The 15,545-nt window shown below is 63.0% G+C and carries 19 protein-coding genes; 9 read left to right on the top strand and 10 right to left on the bottom strand.

What is annotated here, in order from left to right; all coding sequences use genetic code 11:
• Positions 1 to 100 precede the first annotated feature (100 nt).
• Positions 101 to 1,345: an N-6 DNA methylase gene (locus H8696_RS00895; protein ID WP_249314310.1), complete on the top strand. Its 1,245-nt coding sequence runs from the start codon at positions 101 to 103 to the stop codon at positions 1,343 to 1,345.
• Positions 1,346 to 1,347: 2 nt separating this feature from the next.
• On the opposite strand, the gene H8696_RS00890 is transcribed toward H8696_RS00895, so the two are convergent.
• The 4 genes from H8696_RS00890 to secG all read right to left on the bottom strand — a co-directional run bounded on the left by H8696_RS00890 (position 1,348) and on the right by secG (position 3,826).
• Positions 1,348 to 1,881 (bottom strand): manganese efflux pump MntP, encoded by a 534-nt coding sequence (locus H8696_RS00890; RefSeq protein WP_249314309.1) that lies wholly within the window; start codon positions 1,879 to 1,881, stop codon positions 1,348 to 1,350.
• Positions 1,882 to 1,933: 52 nt separating this feature from the next.
• The gene (locus tag H8696_RS00885) at positions 1,934 to 2,857 is read right to left on the bottom strand and encodes a calcium/sodium antiporter (protein WP_249314307.1); all 924 of its coding nucleotides are present in this window, start codon (positions 2,855 to 2,857) and stop codon (positions 1,934 to 1,936) included.
• Positions 2,858 to 2,978: 121 nt separating this feature from the next.
• Positions 2,979 to 3,533, bottom strand: coding sequence for an HDIG domain-containing metalloprotein (locus tag H8696_RS00880; RefSeq protein WP_249314305.1), 555 nt, complete (start codon positions 3,531 to 3,533; stop codon positions 2,979 to 2,981).
• Positions 3,534 to 3,586: 53 nt separating this feature from the next.
• Positions 3,587 to 3,826 carry a preprotein translocase subunit SecG gene (gene secG, locus H8696_RS00875; RefSeq protein ID WP_249314303.1) on the bottom strand — a complete coding sequence of 80 codons (240 nt, stop codon included), beginning with the start codon at positions 3,824 to 3,826 and terminating at the stop codon, positions 3,587 to 3,589.
• Between the two features lie 112 nt (positions 3,827 to 3,938).
• Between secG and H8696_RS00870 the strand changes: the two genes are divergently transcribed.
• The 8 genes from H8696_RS00870 (at position 3,939) to H8696_RS00835 (ending at position 10,149) form a co-directional block, all read left to right on the top strand.
• A complete protein-coding gene (locus tag H8696_RS00870; RefSeq protein WP_249314301.1) occupies positions 3,939 to 4,718 on the top strand; it encodes a nucleoside phosphorylase-I family protein in 780 nt (259 codons plus the stop codon).
• Positions 4,715 to 5,683 (top strand): radical SAM family protein, encoded by a 969-nt coding sequence (locus H8696_RS00865; RefSeq protein WP_249314300.1) that lies wholly within the window; start codon positions 4,715 to 4,717, stop codon positions 5,681 to 5,683. The genes H8696_RS00870 and H8696_RS00865 overlap by 4 nt, the downstream gene beginning before the upstream one ends.
• Positions 5,684 to 5,687: 4 nt before the next feature.
• A complete protein-coding gene (locus H8696_RS00860) occupies positions 5,688 to 6,308 on the top strand; it encodes a flavodoxin family protein (RefSeq protein ID WP_249314298.1) in 621 nt (206 codons plus the stop codon).
• A gap of 12 nt (positions 6,309 to 6,320) precedes the next feature.
• A complete protein-coding gene (locus H8696_RS00855) occupies positions 6,321 to 7,736 on the top strand; it encodes an MATE family efflux transporter (protein ID WP_249314296.1) in 1,416 nt (471 codons plus the stop codon).
• Between the two features lie 129 nt (positions 7,737 to 7,865).
• Positions 7,866 to 8,180 carry a DUF2089 family protein gene (locus tag H8696_RS00850; RefSeq protein WP_249314294.1) on the top strand — a complete coding sequence of 105 codons (315 nt, stop codon included), beginning with the start codon at positions 7,866 to 7,868 and terminating at the stop codon, positions 8,178 to 8,180.
• A 5-nt stretch (positions 8,181 to 8,185) separates the two neighbouring features.
• Positions 8,186 to 8,437: a hypothetical protein gene (locus H8696_RS00845; protein ID WP_249314292.1), complete on the top strand. Its 252-nt coding sequence runs from the start codon at positions 8,186 to 8,188 to the stop codon at positions 8,435 to 8,437.
• Between the two features lie 54 nt (positions 8,438 to 8,491).
• Entirely contained in the window at positions 8,492 to 9,109 is a 618-nt protein-coding gene (locus tag H8696_RS00840) for an MBL fold metallo-hydrolase (protein WP_249314290.1), read from the top strand.
• A gap of 11 nt (positions 9,110 to 9,120) precedes the next feature.
• Positions 9,121 to 10,149 (top strand): C45 family autoproteolytic acyltransferase/hydolase, encoded by a 1,029-nt coding sequence (locus H8696_RS00835; RefSeq protein ID WP_249314288.1) that lies wholly within the window; start codon positions 9,121 to 9,123, stop codon positions 10,147 to 10,149.
• Between the two features lie 172 nt (positions 10,150 to 10,321).
• Here H8696_RS00835 and H8696_RS00830 read toward each other — a convergent pair whose 3' ends face one another.
• The 6 genes from H8696_RS00830 to fabF all read right to left on the bottom strand — a co-directional run bounded on the left by H8696_RS00830 (position 10,322) and on the right by fabF (position 15,540).
• The gene (locus tag H8696_RS00830) at positions 10,322 to 11,113 is read right to left on the bottom strand and encodes an acetyl-CoA carboxylase carboxyltransferase subunit alpha (protein ID WP_249314286.1); all 792 of its coding nucleotides are present in this window, start codon (positions 11,111 to 11,113) and stop codon (positions 10,322 to 10,324) included.
• Positions 11,110 to 11,919 (bottom strand): acetyl-CoA carboxylase, carboxyltransferase subunit beta, encoded by an 810-nt coding sequence (accD, locus tag H8696_RS00825; protein WP_407926359.1) that lies wholly within the window; start codon positions 11,917 to 11,919, stop codon positions 11,110 to 11,112. Before accD ends, H8696_RS00830 begins: the two co-directional genes overlap by 4 nt.
• Positions 11,920 to 12,084: 165 nt before the next feature.
• Positions 12,085 to 13,425, bottom strand: a complete 1,341-nt coding sequence (gene accC, locus H8696_RS00820) for an acetyl-CoA carboxylase biotin carboxylase subunit (RefSeq protein ID WP_249314284.1) — start codon at positions 13,423 to 13,425, stop codon at positions 12,085 to 12,087.
• Positions 13,418 to 13,858: a 3-hydroxyacyl-ACP dehydratase FabZ gene (fabZ, locus tag H8696_RS00815; RefSeq protein ID WP_249314282.1), complete on the bottom strand. Its 441-nt coding sequence runs from the start codon at positions 13,856 to 13,858 to the stop codon at positions 13,418 to 13,420. The genes accC and fabZ overlap by 8 nt, the downstream gene beginning before the upstream one ends.
• A 12-nt stretch (positions 13,859 to 13,870) precedes the next feature.
• Positions 13,871 to 14,284 carry an acetyl-CoA carboxylase biotin carboxyl carrier protein gene (locus tag H8696_RS00810; RefSeq protein ID WP_249314281.1) on the bottom strand — a complete coding sequence of 138 codons (414 nt, stop codon included), beginning with the start codon at positions 14,282 to 14,284 and terminating at the stop codon, positions 13,871 to 13,873.
• Between the two features lie 17 nt (positions 14,285 to 14,301).
• Positions 14,302 to 15,540 carry a beta-ketoacyl-ACP synthase II gene (gene fabF / locus H8696_RS00805; RefSeq protein WP_249314280.1) on the bottom strand — a complete coding sequence of 413 codons (1,239 nt, stop codon included), beginning with the start codon at positions 15,538 to 15,540 and terminating at the stop codon, positions 14,302 to 14,304.
• Positions 15,541 to 15,545 lie beyond the last annotated feature (5 nt).

The following is a 15,545-nucleotide window of genomic DNA, read 5'->3' as shown; positions in this document are numbered from 1 at the left end:
TTTCCGCCCTTTTTCCCCTTTGGATAAAAATACCGTATTGTTTCTTGTCCTCAAAAAAGGTACAATTTAGATAAATATGTAGAAAGCGGAGGATCAGGGTTTGGATATACAAAAGCTTGTCCGGGCCGTGCGCACCATGGCCGGCCAGCTGCAAAAACAGATGGGCCGTGCCGACTACTTTGAATACGGCACGCCGGGGCTTGTCCTGCTGAACCCGCCCTTTGGCGACGTGGAAGAGGGGGAGCTCTATCCCGAATGCCGGCGGAAGGAAAATCTATATCTGCACACCCTCCTTCGGCGCATGGAAATGGGGCAGCGTGCGTCGGTGGTCATGCCCAGCGGGTTTCTCACCCGGAGCGGACAGGACGACCTCGCCCTGCGCCGGGAGCTGGTGGAAGAGTGCCGGCTTTCAGCGGTGGTGCTGCTGCCCCCCGCCGTGTTCTCCCCAAGGTCCAACGTCCGCACCGCCATCCTCGTCTTTGAGAAGGGCGGCGCAAGCGAGTCGGTGCGTCTTTTGGACCTGGCGGCGGCGGAAAGCCTTGCCGCCTTTCAGGAGGCCATCAAGCGGCCCGCCTTTGAGAGCGCGTCCATGGCCGTGTCCCGGCAGATGCTGGCCGGCCGCGGCTACGCCCTCCTGCCCGCCTACTATGCGGCGCCAAAACCCACGGCGGAGCTGCCGAAGCTCATCCAAAAGCTGGACCGGCTGGAGGCAAAGCTCCATGACATGGAGCGGCAAACGCCCATACAGATCGGCATTCTCGGGGAAGTGCCCTTCGAAAACGCCCTGTTCAGCAAAAAACGCCTCGCCCTCATCCGGGAGGTGCGGGAGGCGCTGAAGGACGTGATCCGTGCGGAGTTCGCGGCCGAGCTGGGCGCGCCGGAGAGCTCAGGCTGGCCCATGGAGCGCGGCTCCGCCCTGTTCCGGTTCCGCTCCGGCTCGCCCTGGAAGGGCAGGGCGGGAAGGGTGCCCATCTATGGCGGCGGCGGAATCCGGGGCTATGGCGAACGGGCCATACCCGTGCCCGATCCCACGCTGGTGGTGGCCCGGGTGGGCACCCACTCGGGGGAAGTCTACAAGACCCACGGCCGGGTCTGGGTGACGGACAACGCCCTGTACCTGGACGAGACGGACCTTGAGATCGACTATCTCTACAGCCTGTTCCTCGCCATGGATTTCGGCCGGCTGAAGTCCGGCTCCTGCGCGCCTCAGGTGAGCATCAAGCTGCTCATGTCCCTGTCCTACCCCCTGCCCCCGGCGGAGAAGCGGCAGGCCTTTGCCGGCCGCATCGCGCCCCGGATCCTGCGGATGCAGGAGCTGGAGGAGCTCCTCGCCCGTCCGGGCTGATCCTACCGCAGCGCTTCCAGAATACCCAGGCCCACCAACAGAACGCCGGATACGATGTTCACCCACCGGCCGTTCAGGCAGTGGGCCATTTTGTTGCCGAGAAACATGCCAAGGCCCACGCTGGCAAAGCTGCACGCGGCGATGGAAAGGCTCACCCAAAGCGCGGCAAGGCCGGTGGCGCCGGCGCCGAAGGCCACCGGCAGGCAGTTGATGGCAAGGGCCGCGCCCAGAAGCGCCGCGGCCTTGAAATCCATCCGCTGCACCAGTCCCGGGGCGTCCCCGCACCGGTTCGCGGTGACAAGGGTCCAAAGGCCCACCGCCGCGAGCATCAGCCCGCCCAGCAGGTTGGCGATGCCCGAAAAGGCCAGAAAGGATGCGGCGCCGGCGGCGGCAAAGGCCGCCGCGCCGGAGATCAGCGCGATTAGAAGATTCGCCCACACGGGCAGCGTCTTTTTCTGGACGCCGAGAGCCATGGCGGCGCACAGATTATCAAGGTTTGTGGCGATACCCACCAGCAATATGGAAAAAAGGCTCAAAAAAATCACCCCCAACCCATGCTATGTGACAGGGGGCCGGGGGGTGCGGTTTCTAGTGATAAAGAGCGAAGGCATACAGCCCGTAGGCGGCAAGGAGCACGAGACCCTGGATGCGGCTCCCTCTGCCCCGGACCAGGATGGGCAGGGTGAGCACCAGCATCACAAAGAACATGACCACAAGATCGCTCATCACCGACGGGAGGTCCACCGGCGTTGGCACCATGAGGGAGGCGAGGCCGGAGACCAGCACCAGATTGAACAGGTTCGCTCCAAGGATGTTGCCAAGGGACAGGGCGCCGTGCTTCTTTTTTAGGGCGATGACGGCCGTGGCCAGCTCGGGCAGCGACGTGCCCAGCGCCACCATGGTGAGGGCCACAACCTCCTCGGGCACCTTCATCCAGATGGCGAACTGCTCGGCATTCTCCACCACCAGCCGGGAGCCGAGGTAGACCGCCGCGGCGCCAAGGATCATCAGCACGACCTCCTTTGCCATGCTGCCCTCCACCCGCTGCACCCGGGACTCGCCGCCGTGCTCCAGCGTCCACACGCAGTAGAACACGAAGAAGGTCAGAAGCAGCGCCCCCACCATCCGGGGAATGCCGCCGAAGATCACCGCCGACAGGGTGTAGAGCACCGCCGCCGCGAAAAAAAAGATCACATTATTCGCGATGCTTCTGCGGCTGACCGCCACCGGTCGGATCAGAAGGCTGAGCCCGGCGATGAGCGCCGTGTTGCAGATCACCGAACCGATGGCGTTGCCGTAGGCGATGCCCGCGTGTCCCGTCACCGCCGCCGTGGCGGACACGGTCAGCTCCGGCAGCGTGGTACCGATGGAAACCACCGTCGCTCCGATCACCAGCTCCGAAATGCCGAACTTCCGGGCGATCCAAAGGGATCCGTCCACAAAGATGTCCCCGCCCTTGACCAGCATGGCAAGCCCCAGCAGAAAAAATGCGATACAGGTTGCTACTTCCAAATCCATCCCTCCCGGAAAATCCTATGCCGGGCGGGTCCGGGGCAGTCCAAAAAAATGCGAAAGGCCTTCGCATTCCGCGAAGGCCTCCCGCCCCTTTCATATCTCTTGCCGGCTGGCTCATCTATAAACCGAGATCATTGGAAATGGCCTGCATGGCCTTGATGGACAAATCAATAAAATCGTTGAGCTCCATGCCAAAGTCCCGGCAGGTCTCCATCTGCGTGCGGGACGCACCCTTCGCAAAGGATTTGGAGTGCCATTTCTTCCCGATGGATTCCACCGTCACATCGGCGAGCTTCTTCGAAGGCCGCACCAGCGCCGCCGCAACGATGAGCCCGGTCATGGGATCGGCGGCGTACAGGCACCGGTCCATCACGCTTTCCCGGGGCACGCCCAGCATATCGCCGTTGTGGGCCTCGACCGCATGGATCACCGCCTCGTCCACGCCCCGCGCCCGCATCCATTCGGCGCCCACTCTGCCGTGCTCCTCCGGCTTCTCACCGGTAAGCTCGTAGTCCACATCGTGGATAAGCCCCGCAAGGCCGAAAGCTTCCTCATCCTCGCCCAATCTTTGGGCCAGCGCCCGCATGATGGCCTCCGTGGCCAGTACATGCTTGACCAGGCCGGGACCCTTCAGTTCCTCCGTCACCCAGGCGTAACCTTCCTCCCGCGTCATGAAAGCTCCCTCCTTTTAAAAGAGAAAAGAACCCCGCTTTGGGGTTCTTTCAACTATTTCGTAATGATCACCAGCACGATGGACAGCACCACCAAAAGACCCGCAGCGATCTTCGTCGCCAGGGCCAGCCGTCCTTCAAAGCTCTTGGCCTTGTGCTTGCCAAAGAAGGTCTCCGCACCGCCGCTGATGCTGCCAAGACCCATAGTCCGGCCGGGCTGCAGGAGCACGATCACGATCAAAACGATGCTGGCGAGAATCAAAACGCCGCTCAATACGTACTGGAATACTTCCATGTTCAGCCTCCCTCTAGAATTAGCCTTCTTAGTTTAGCATAGTTGACCGTGAAAAGCAAGTCCTTGTTTTTGTAGCCGGGCCGGTGTATGCTGTTGAAATGAGGAGGTTTTTATGCTGCTGATCACCTGTGCCCTGCCGCTGGAAGCGGCGCCCCTCAAAAGGCGCCTCAAGCTCTCAAGACTGCCGGGGCCTTATTTTATGGCCGCCGGGGAGAAGGCCGCGCTCATTGTCTCCGGACCGGGCCGCTACGAGGCCGCCGCGGCCGCCGCCTACCTCGCCTGCGCCGTGCGGCCGGGGGAGGACGCCCTGTTCGCCAACCTTGGCCTCGCCGGCGGCGAGGGCTACGCGGTGGGCGACGTGGTGCTGGCTTCGCCGGTGGGCGCGCCGGGCGAGGCGGACCTCTACCCCGAAATGCTCTACGCCCATCCCTTCAAGACCGGACGCATGCTCACCCATGGCAGGCCGGTGCAAAAGGCGCTGGGCGAGACCGTCCTCGTGGATATGGAGGGCTACGGCTTTGCCAAAACCGCCCTGCGTCTTGCGGGGCCCCAGAACACGGTGCTCATCAAGATCGTCTCCGACGTGCTGGGCCGGGGGCTGCCCAATCGATCCCAGGCGGAGGACCTGGCGGAACGGCTTGCCGAGTCGGCCCTGCCCTTTCTTACGGAGCTAGACGAAGCCGTCTCGGCCCGGGCCCTCACCGCCTCCGAGCGGGACGGCCTTTTTGCCCTCGCGGAGGCGGCCCGTTTCACCGAAAGCCAGCGGCAGCAGCTCATCCGGGCGGCGCGCATCCACAAGGGCCGGCGGGGAGTGCTTCCGTCCCTGCCCACCCCGGGAAAGGAGGAGCGGCGGGACTACCTTTTGCGCCTTCTCGCCGCGCTTCGGTCATGAGCCCCTTAAAGACCCTCCCGCCCTTCCACACGGTGTATGTGGAGCGGGCGCTGCTGGATCACCGGCCCACCCGGACGGTGATCGCCCGGCTTCCCCGGGCCCGGGTGGTGGAGGTGGACGCCTATCAGGACGTCTTTCTCCGGCCCCGCCAGGACGTGGTTTTGCAGAAGGCGGCTCCCGCCCTCATTCTGGCCCGCCGGGAAGCCTTGCTCTACCCCCTGTCCCCCCTTTGCGAGGCCTACGGCGCGGAGCGGCCCCATTATGCCTCCACCCTGTGGGGCTGTCCCTACGACTGCGGGTTCTGCTTTTTAAAGGGTATGTTCGGCTCGGGACATGTGGTGGCCTTCATGAACCTCGAGGACTGCTTTGCGGAAGCCGAGGCCAAGGGCGCGGACGCCGTCTTTGCCAGCTTCGAGGGCGACGCGCTGGCCCTGTCCGCCCTTCTGCCCCACGCGGCGGCCTTTGTCCGCTTTGCAGCGGAGCATGGGAACGTCAAAGTGGAGCTTCGGACAAGGAGCGCCCGCATCGCGCCCCTCCTTGAGGGGCCGCCCCTGCCCAATCTCATACCCGCCTTTTCCCTCCTGCCGGAATCCCTGTCCTCCTGGGAGCGGGGGGCGCCCAGCCTCGCCGCACGGCTTCGGGCCGCCCGGGCCCTGCAGTGCCACGGCTATCCAGTGCGGCTTTGTCTCGAACCTCTGCTGGGCTCCCCCGCGGAGGAGCTCGCCCTGGTGGACGCCATCCGGCGGGCATTGGACCCAAAGCTCATTCTGGACGTCAACCTGGCGCCCTTCCGCATGGCCCGGGAACAGTTCCGCAGGCTGGAACCGCTGCTGCCCGAATCCCTGCCCGTCCGTGAATCGGGAGGGGTCGTGCGGCTGCCCTTCGGACATCTCGCCGCCCTGCGGGCGGCCCTCGGCCGGTTTCTCCCCGAGGCAAAGATTTATATTGAAGAAGAAAGGATCTGATTCCATGAAAGTGATCGCCATCAACGGCAGCCCCCACAAATCGGGCAACACTGCCGCCGCCCTTACGCGGGTAACCCAGCGCATCGAGAAGGAGGGCATTGAGACGAAGCTGGTGCAGGTGGGGCACTGGCCCCTTCGGGGCTGCATGGCCTGCGGCGCCTGCAAGAAAATCGGCAGGTGTGCCCTCGGCGACGACGCCTTCCATGGGCTGATGGATGAAATGGCAGCGGCGGACGGCCTGCTGTTTGGCGCGCCGGTTTACTACGCCTCCATCGCCAGCGGCATGAAGGCCTTCATGGACCGGGCCTTCTACAGCACCGGCGCGAGGTTCCGCCACAAGGTGGGCGGATCGGTGGCCGTGCTGCGAAGAAGCGGCGGCATCGCCACCTTCAACCAGCTGAACAACTACCTCAGCATCTCCGAGATGTTCATCGCCCCCTCCCAGTACTGGACCATCGCCCACGGCGCCGCTCCGGGCGAGGTGTTGGAGGACGGGGAGGGTCTGGAGATCATGGACGCTCTCGGGGCCAACATGGCTTACTTGATAAAGCTGATCGAGCTGGGCCGGGGAAAGATTGAAGAACCCCCGGTGCTCAAGAAGACCCGCACCAATTTCATTCGGTAAGGAGGCATTCCCTTGGCCAAAACCCTGGATCTTTTGGACAAGTCCATCCCGCCCCGGAAGATCATTCTCTTCCTCGCCTGGCCCACCATTGTGGAGCAGATTTTGCAGACCCTGGTGCAGTACGTGGACACCGCCATGGTGGGCTCTCTCGGCGCCACGGCCACCGCGGCGGTAGCTGTCGGCACCTCCAGTATCTGGCTCATCAACGGCGTCATGAACGCCGTCGCCATCGGCTTTGCGGTGCAGATCGCAAGGTATATCGGTGCGGGCGAGCTGGACCGGGTGAAGCGGATCATGACCCAGGCGGTGCTCGCGATCGCCGTGGGCGGTCTTTTCTTCACCGGCCTCATGGAGCTCATTGCGCCCCATCTGCCTCATTGGCTGGGCGCCGAAGCGGCGGTGGTTCCCCTGGCCACCAGCTACCTGCGCTGGTTTGGCTCGGCGTACCTTTTCAACATGGCCATGGTGGTCTGCTCCAATGTGCTGCGCTGCTCCGGGGACACGAAGACCCCTCTGTTTTTCAACGCCATCACCAACGTACTGAACGTGGTGGGCAACTTTTTGCTCATCTTTCCCACCCGGGAGATCACGGTCTTTGGCAGCAGCTTCACGATGTGGGGCGCGGGCCTTGGCGTGACCGGCGCCGCCATCTCCACGGCCGCTTCCTTTGCCTTCTCCGGACTGGCCCTGCTTGGCGCCGTCTACTTTCGGGAATCCCCCATCCGCATCCCCATTCGCAGCAGCTATCGGCCGGACAAGCATGTTCTTCGGGAGGTGGCCCGCCTTGGCACGCCCAACGCCCTTGAGCGCATGACCCTCTCCTTTGGACAGATCGCCATGACCGCTCTCGTAACCGGCATAGGCACCACCGCCCTTGCCGCCCATCATCTGGCCATCACCGCCGAATCCATCTCCTACCTGCCCTGCTTTGGCTTTTCGGCGGCGGCCACCACGCTGGTGGCCCAAGCCCTCGGCGCCGGGGAGACGGAGCTGGCCACTCGCTACGGCCGCCTTTGCACCATCTACGGCACGGTGCTGATGACCGTGGCCGGCGCTCTCATGTTCATCTTTGCCCGAGGGCTCATGTCCATCTTCACCGGCGAGGCGGCGGTTCTGGATCTCGGGGCCGGTGTTCTGCGCATTGAGGCCCTGGCCGAGCCCTTCTTTGCGCTGTCCATGGTCATCCCCGGCGTGCTTCGGGGCGCAGGGGACACCAAGTGGCCCTTCTACATCTCGGTGATCGGCATGTGGGGCGTGCGGCTCATCTCCGCCTATATCCTGGCCTACCCCCTCGGTCTTGGCCTCACCGGCGCCTGGATCGGTATGGTGCTGGACCTGGTGGTCCGGGGCGTGCTGAGCGTGATCCGCTTCGCCACCGGCAAATGGAAAAACGCCTGGACGAGTTCAAAAAACGCCAAAAGCGCATAATCCTTGAAAATGAAAATACCTTCGGGTATTTTTCATTTTGCCCTTGACTTTAATATAATTAAAGTATAATATAATTTTATTAAAAATAAACTTAAACTAAAACTTGTATTTTTAGAAAGGAGCCCCATCATGATCTCGGAAAATCTGCCGGCATGGCTGGCGGCGCTGGACGATGAGGATCTCGCCTTCATCAAAAAATTTCTTCTCTCCTCCGGCTCCCTCAAGCAGATGGCGGAGCTGTACAAGGTGACCTACCCCACGGTGCGCCTGCGGCTGGACCGGCTCATCCAGCGGATTGAGCTGAACGACCAAGCGGCGCCCGATCCCCACATCGCCCTCATCAAGAGGCTGGCCCTCGAGGAGAAGCTGGACTACGACACGGCCAAGTTGCTGGCGAACAGCTACAGAAAAATGAAAAAGGAAGGTGATCCCCGATGGAAATAAGCTCCATGATTCTGGCGTTGCTGCTCGTACTGCCCCTTGGCCTGGTGGCGGTGGAATACTTCATGGCCCGGATGGAGGACTACCGCATCGGCCTTATTGTCCCCATCACGGCGCTCCTGCTGTCCTTTTGGATGAGCTATCTTGGCCTTGTCACCTCGCTTCTTTGTTTTCTGGTTTACTTTTTGGTGCGTCATTTTAAAAGGCTGCGGGAGCGGAAGCTCTCCGAACTGGAGCGCATGAACATCGAGGATCTTTAATTCCCCCGTTCCATTGTGCTATACTGAAGAAAACAGTGGAAAGGGGAGATTCCCATGATCACCTTAACCTGGCACGGCCATTCCTGTTGGAGCGCGGCTTTCGATGGATATACCCTCGTCATCGACCCCTACGGACCGGACACGGTGCCCGGTCTTGCCCCTCTTGCCCTCACGGCGAACGAGGTTTTGTGCAGCCATGAACACAGCGACCACGGCTACCGGGAAGCGGTGAAGCTCTTGCCCGGCGGGCCCTCCCCCTTCAAGGTCACGGTGCTGGACTCCTGGCACGACGGCGAGGAGGGCGCCCTGCGCGGCCCCAACAAAATCTTTGTCTTGGAGGCGGGCGGCCTTCGCATCGCCCATCTCGGGGATCTGGGCTGCCGGCCCGCCGCCGCCCAGCTTGCAGCGCTCAAGGATCTGGACGCTCTCATGGTGCCGGTGGGCGGTCACTACACCATCGGCCCGGAGGAGGCGCGGGACCTTTGCAAAATCCTCCATCCCCGAGTGATCCTGCCCATGCACTACACCACGGACGAGTACGGCTATCCCGTGCTGGCCCGGCTTACCGCCTTCACCGAGCTCATGGACAACGTCACCTATTCGAAAACGAACACCATTGAAATCGCCAGGGAAACCCCCGCCCAGACGGCGGTTCTCACCTATCTAGGATAGGGGGCGGCAATATGGTACCTGTCATTGAACTTTCCGGTTCGATCCGGGAACGGGGGCTCGCCTACGGTCGGGCGGCCAGGGACCGGATCGCATTTTGCATCTCGGCCTACACCAAAATCTTTGAGGCCCACGGTCACAGCTTCGGGGAGGCCCGGGCCATCGGGCGGCTGTCCGAGGCCGCGATCCGCGCCTACGCGCCGGACTATCTCGAGGAGATGGCCGCCATCGCCGAGGGTGCGGACGTGGAGTACGGGGATATTCTCGCCCTCAACAACCGCAGCGAGGTCCTGTTCATGAGCGAATGCACGGCCTTTGCGGTGATGCCGGAAAATACGGCGAACGGCCACACGCTGATCGGTCAAACCTGGGATTTTCTTCATATCCTCCGGGGCGCCATGGTGATTCTCCGGATTGAAATGGAGACCGGTTCCCTGATCCTCTTCACCGAGGCGGGCCTCATCGGCGGCAAGGGCATGAATTCCCACGGCCTCGGTCTGACGCTGAACGCCCTCAAGGCCCCGTTTCGGAGGAAGGGCACCCTGCCCCTCCATGTGCGGATGCGGGGCGCTCTCGAGCAGCCCGCCCTGTGCGCGGCCTACAACCGGCTGGTGGAGGGCGAAATCGGCTGTCCCGCCTGCGTCACCCTGGCCCACCGGGACGGCCTTGCCATCGCGGCGGAGATGACCGAGGGGGATGTGGGAGCGCTGCTGCCGGAGGACGGCTGCATTCTCCACACCAACTTCTTCCTAACCCCCCGCTTCACCGAGCGGGACGGCAACAAGAAATACGGCGGCACCCTGAGCCGTCAGGCCCGGGTGAACCAGATGCTCCGGGGCAGGAAGGACGTGACGGTGGACTTCCTCAAGGCGGTGCTGGGCGACCACAAGGGGGCCCCCGAGGGGATCTGCCGCCATGCCCAAACCGGACAGGGTCTGCCCGCCGCCACCAATTTCGGACTTATCATGGACCTCACCGCGGGTGTGGCCCACTTTTCGGAAAACAACCCCTGCGAGAATCCCTTCGTGACCCTCACACTCTAGCGCGAAAAAAAAGCGGCAGGATGCCGCTTTTTTTTGTGCCACGGCGCCGCATCCGCCGCAGTTTCCCATGCCTTCCCGGCTCTTTCCTTCATTGCCGGGGCCGAAAGGAGAGGAGCCCAATAAAAAGGGCACGGCCCGCAAGGCCATGCCCAAATATAATCTTGAATAATACCTAGCACGCGCCCATCGCCCGGAAACGGCGGTAACGCTGCTCCCGGATCTCCTCCGGGGTCCAGCCGTCCATCTCCTGCAAAGCGCCGGTGAAATAGTCCTTGATAGCGGCGGCCACCGCCTCGGGATGGGCGGAAGCGCCCCCCTCCGGCTCCGCGATCACCGCGTCCACGATGCCCATGTCCCTTACTTCCGCGGCGGTCATCTTCATGGAAGCGGCCGCTTCCTCCACCCGGCTTGCATCCTTCCAGAGGATGCTGGCAAAGCCCTCCGGGGAGAGAATGGAATATACGGCGTTTTCCAGCATGGCCACCCTGTTGCCGCAGGCCAGCGCCAGGGCGCCGCCGCTCCCCCCTTCGCCCACCAAAACGCACACGGCGGGCACGGAGAGCGCCATCATATCCATGAGGCACTGGGCGATGGCCTGGCCCTGACCCCGTTCCTCGGCGCCGATGCCGCAGAACGCGCCCTGGGTGTCCACAATGGCGAGCACGGGCCGGCGGAACTTCTCCGCCTGATGCATGAGCCGAAGGGCCTTGCGGTAACCCTCGGGATGGGCGCAGCCGAAGTTCCGGGCCACCTTATCCTTGGTGTCCACGCCCTTCTCCTGGCCGATCACGGTCACGGGCCGGCCTTCCAGCCGTGCCACGCCGCCGATCACCGCCGGATCATCGCCAAAGACCCGGTCGCCGTGCAGTTCCATAAAATCCTCAAAGATGGCGCTGATATAGGTCTGCGCCGTGGGACGGGACGGATCCCGTGCCGCCTGAACCCTCCTCCACGCGTCGGTCATGCCGTCACCTCCCTTTGATGCAGGGACAAAAGCCCGGCCAGCGCCCCGGGCAGCTCATGCCGCGGAACGATGGCGTCCACGAAGCCCTTCTCCAGCAGAAACTCGGCCCGTTGAAAACCCTCGGGCAGCGTCTGCTTGACGGTGCTTTCAATGACCCGCTTGCCGGCAAAGCCGATAAGGGCGTCCGGCTCGGCCAAAATGATATCCCCCAGCATGGCGAAGCTCGCCGTCACGCCGCCGGTGGTGGGATCGGTGAGTACGGTGATGTAGAGCAGCCCCGCCTCGTTCAGCCGGGCCAGCGCGCCGCTCACCTTCGCCATCTGCATGAGGGAAACGAGGCCCTCCTGCATCCTGGCGCCGCCGGAAACGGTGAAGATGACGATGGGCAGTTTCAGCTCGATGGCCTTTTCCACGGCGCGGGTGATCTTCTCGCCCACCGCGGCGCCCATGCTGCCCATCATGAAGAATCCGTCCATGGCGCACACCACCGCCGGGTTCCCGCCGATTTTGCCCGTGCCCGTAATCACCGCGTCGGACAGTCCGGTGAAATCCCGGGCGCTTTTCAGTTTCTCCTCATACCCGGGAAAATCCAGCGGATTGCCGCCCATGACCCTGCCATTGAATTCCTCAAAGGTGCCTTCATCCACCGTATAGTTGATGCGCTGGCGGCCGGTGATGCGGAAATGATAACCGCAGCCGGGGCAGACCTTGTGGTTCTCCATCAGGTCCTCCATGTAGATAACCTTGCCGCAGTTAGGGCACTTCTCCCACATGGCGCCGGCGGTCTCCTCCTCGGCGCCCCGCACCGGCTTTGCCGCCGGAGGCGCCGGAACCTTGGCGGGAGCCTTCGGCGGAAGCTTACCGCTGTTTATCCGGGCTCCGTCCGCTCCCGCCGGTCCGGCGGGGCCCGCAGGCTTCGGTCCGCCGATGTTTCGGACCACCACCTGCTTTTTTTTAAACAAATCAAACAATTACTTCATCTCCCTGGCGATAAACGATGTGTCGTAGCTGCCCGCTTCAAAGCCCGGATGACTGACAAGATCGAGTTCAAAGTCAATATTGGTGGGGAACCCCGACACCACAATTTCCATCAGTGCGGCCTTCATGCGGGCGATGGCATCCTCCCGGTCCCTGCCGTGGACGATGAGCTTGCCCAGCATGGAATCGTAATGGGGCGGCACCTGCCAGCCCACGTAAAGACCGCTGTCAAATCGTACGCCCGGGCCCTGGGGAATATGCAGCATCTCCACGGTGCCGCAGGCCGGCCGGAAGTCGTGTACCGGGTCCTCCGCGTTGATGCGGCACTCGATGGCGTGTCCCCGAAGAACGATATCCTTCTGCGTGAAGGAGAGGGGTTCCCCCGCCGCCACGCGAAGCTGTTCCTGGACCAGATCCACGCCGGTGACCATCTCGGTGACGGGGTGCTCGACCTGAATGCGGGTGTTCATTTCCATAAAATAAAACTCATGATTGCGATTCACTAAAAATTCCACCGTACCCGCATTCTGATAGCCCACAGCCCTGGCTGCGGCCACCGCCGCCCTGCCCATGCGCTCCCGAAGCTCGCCGTCCAGCGCGCTCGAGGGCGCTTCCTCCAGCAGCTTTTGATTTCTGCGCTGCATGGAGCAGTCCCGCTCGCCCAGATGCACCACGTTGCCGTGGGCGTCGGCGATGATCTGAAACTCGATATGCCGGGCGTCCAGCACGCACTTCTCCAAAAACAGCCGTCCGTCGCCGAAAGCCATCTGGGCCTCCGCCGTGGCCTGGGAAAAGGCGCTTTCCATCTGCTCCGGTCCGTCCACCTTGCGGATGCCCCGGCCGCCGCCGCCGGCAGCCGCCTTCACCATCACGGGATAACCCACCTCGTTTGCCAAAGCCAGCGCCTCATCCACGCTGGTTAACGCTTCAAGGGAGCCGGGCGTGATGGGCACGCCGGCCTCCCGCATGGTGCGCCGGGCGTAGAGCTTATCGCCCATCCGCTCCATGGGGTCCGGGGGCGGGCCGATAAAGGCGATGTCCGACTTTTCGCACATTCGGGCAAATTTGGCGTTTTCCGCCAGAAACCCGTAACCGGGGTGAATGGCCTCGGCGCCGGTGAGCACCGCGGCGGAAAGCACCGCATACTGGTTGAGATAGCTGTCCAGCGGGGAAGCGGGGCCCACGCACAGGGCCTCATCGGCCAGCTGGGCATGCAGGGCGGAGGCGTCGGCGGTGGAATGGATGGCCACCGTGGCGATGCCCATGGCCCGGCAGGCGCGGATAATCCTAACCGCGATCTCCCCCCGGTTGGCGACGAGAACCTTGTTAAACATTTTGGGCCTCCGGTTCCGGCAGGCCGAACATGACCCTGGCGCTTACCGCCAGTTCCCCGTCCACATAGCCTTCCCCCTCGGCCACGCCGATGATGCCCTTCTGGCGGATCACCCGGGCGGTCATGCGGATCGTGTCTCCGGGGCGGACCTGCTTTCTGAAGCGGGCTTTCTCCACGCCCGCCAGCACCGCGATGCGGCCCCTGTATTCATCCTTGCACAGGATGGCCACCGCGCCGGTCTGGCATACCGCCTCCAGCAGCAGCACGCCGGGCACCACGGGATAATCGGGGAAATGCCCCTTGAAGAAATATTCCTCACCGGTGAGCTTCCAAACCCCCGTGCAGCTCTCGCCGGACACGCACGCCTCCACTTCCGACAAAAACAGGAAGGGATCCCGATGGGGAATGATTGCCTTGATTTCCTCTTGCGTCATATTCCTGCCTCCTTAGGGACGGTATTGGAAGAGCTGCTGGCCGAATTCCACCAGATCGCCCTCTCCCGCGGAGACCCACACGATCTCCCCGTCCTCCTCCATGACGATCTCATTCATGAGCTTCATCGCCTCGATGGAGCAAAGGGCGTCGCCCTTCTTCAAGCGGTCGCCCACCTTCACTTCGTCCTTCAGCGTATGGAACGTGCCCACCATGGGGGAGAGCACTTCCTTCACGTCCGGGCCCAGCTCCTCGCCGGCGCTTTCCGGATCGGCGGTGACCGCCACCGGCATCACCGTGGGAGTGGTCACGATCTGCTGCGCCGCCTTTTCAAGCTTCAGGGAGAATTCCCCGTCCTTCAGTTCCAGCACCGATACCGACGACTTGTCGAGGGCGCCGATCAGGCGGGTGATTTCATCCATATTCATCCGCGCTTCACCTTCCTTCAATCCTTCACCTTACCAAAAAGCAAGGTCGCGTTGTGTCCTCCGAACCCTAAGGAGTTCGACAGAGCATAGTTCACTTCCTGCCTGCGCCCTTCCACCGGCACATAGTCGAGATCGCACTCGGGATCGGGCACCTGGTAGTTTGCCGTGGGCGGAATGAAGCCCTCCGCCATGGCGAGAATGCACACCATGGCTTCAAATGCGCCCGCCGCGCCCAGCATGTGTCCGGTCATGGACTTGGTGGAGCTGATGGCCGCCTTCGCGGCATGCTCCCCCAGGGCCTTCTTGATGGCGGCCGTCTCGATGCGGTCGTTGAGGGGCGTGCTGGTGCCATGGGCGTTGATATAGTCGATTTCCTCCGGGGATACGCCGCCGTCCGCCATGGCCTCGCTCATGGCCCGGGCGCCGCCGCTGCCCTCCGGTTCGGGGGCGGTGATGTGGAAGGCGTCGCAGGTGGACCCATAGCCCAGCAGCTCCCCATAGATTTTGGCGCCCCGGGCCGCCGCCGATTCGTAGGTCTCCAGCACCATGAGGGACGCGCCCTCGCCGATGACGAAGCCGGAGCGTTCCTTATCAAAGGGAATGGACGCCCGGAGGGGGTCCTCCGCCCGGGTCAGGGCCTGCATGTTGTTGAAGGCCGCCACCGCCAGAGGCGTGATGGGCGCCTCGGCGCCGCCGCACAGCATGTAATCGGCATAGCCGTGGCGGATCATCCGGAAGGCTTCGCCGATGGCGTCGTTGCCGGAGGAGCAGGCGGTCACCGTGCTGGCGCACCGGCCCCGAAGGCCGTAGCGGATGGCCAGCTGGCCCGCGCCCATGTTGGCGATGGCCATGGGAATCATGAGGGGGGAGACGCGGCGGTTGCCCCGCTCCAGAAATTTCTGCTGTTCCTGCTCGATGGTGGAAATGCCGCCGATGCCCGAACCCACCAGAACGCCGAAGCGGTTCCGGTCCACCTTCTCAAGATCGATCCCCGCATCGTCCATGGCCTCGCTTCCCGCCGCCATGGCATACTGACAGAAAAGATCCATCCTGCGGGCTTCCCGCTTATCCATATAGTCCTCGGGCTTAAAATCCTTGACCTCCGCCGCCAGCTTCACCGTGTATTCGGCGGGATCGAAATGGGAGATGGTCCCAATGCCGGCTTTCCCGGCCTTGAGGGCCTCCCAGGAAGGGATGACGCCGTTGCCCACCGGGGTGATGGCGCCCAGTCCCGTTACAACTACCCGTCTTTTCATAGTTA

It is taken from the genome of Gehongia tenuis (assembly GCF_014384795.1).
In the GTDB taxonomy this organism is placed as follows: domain Bacteria; phylum Bacillota; class Clostridia; order Christensenellales; family NSJ-53; genus Gehongia; species Gehongia tenuis.
This window is presented reverse-complemented; position numbering and strand designations above follow the sequence as displayed.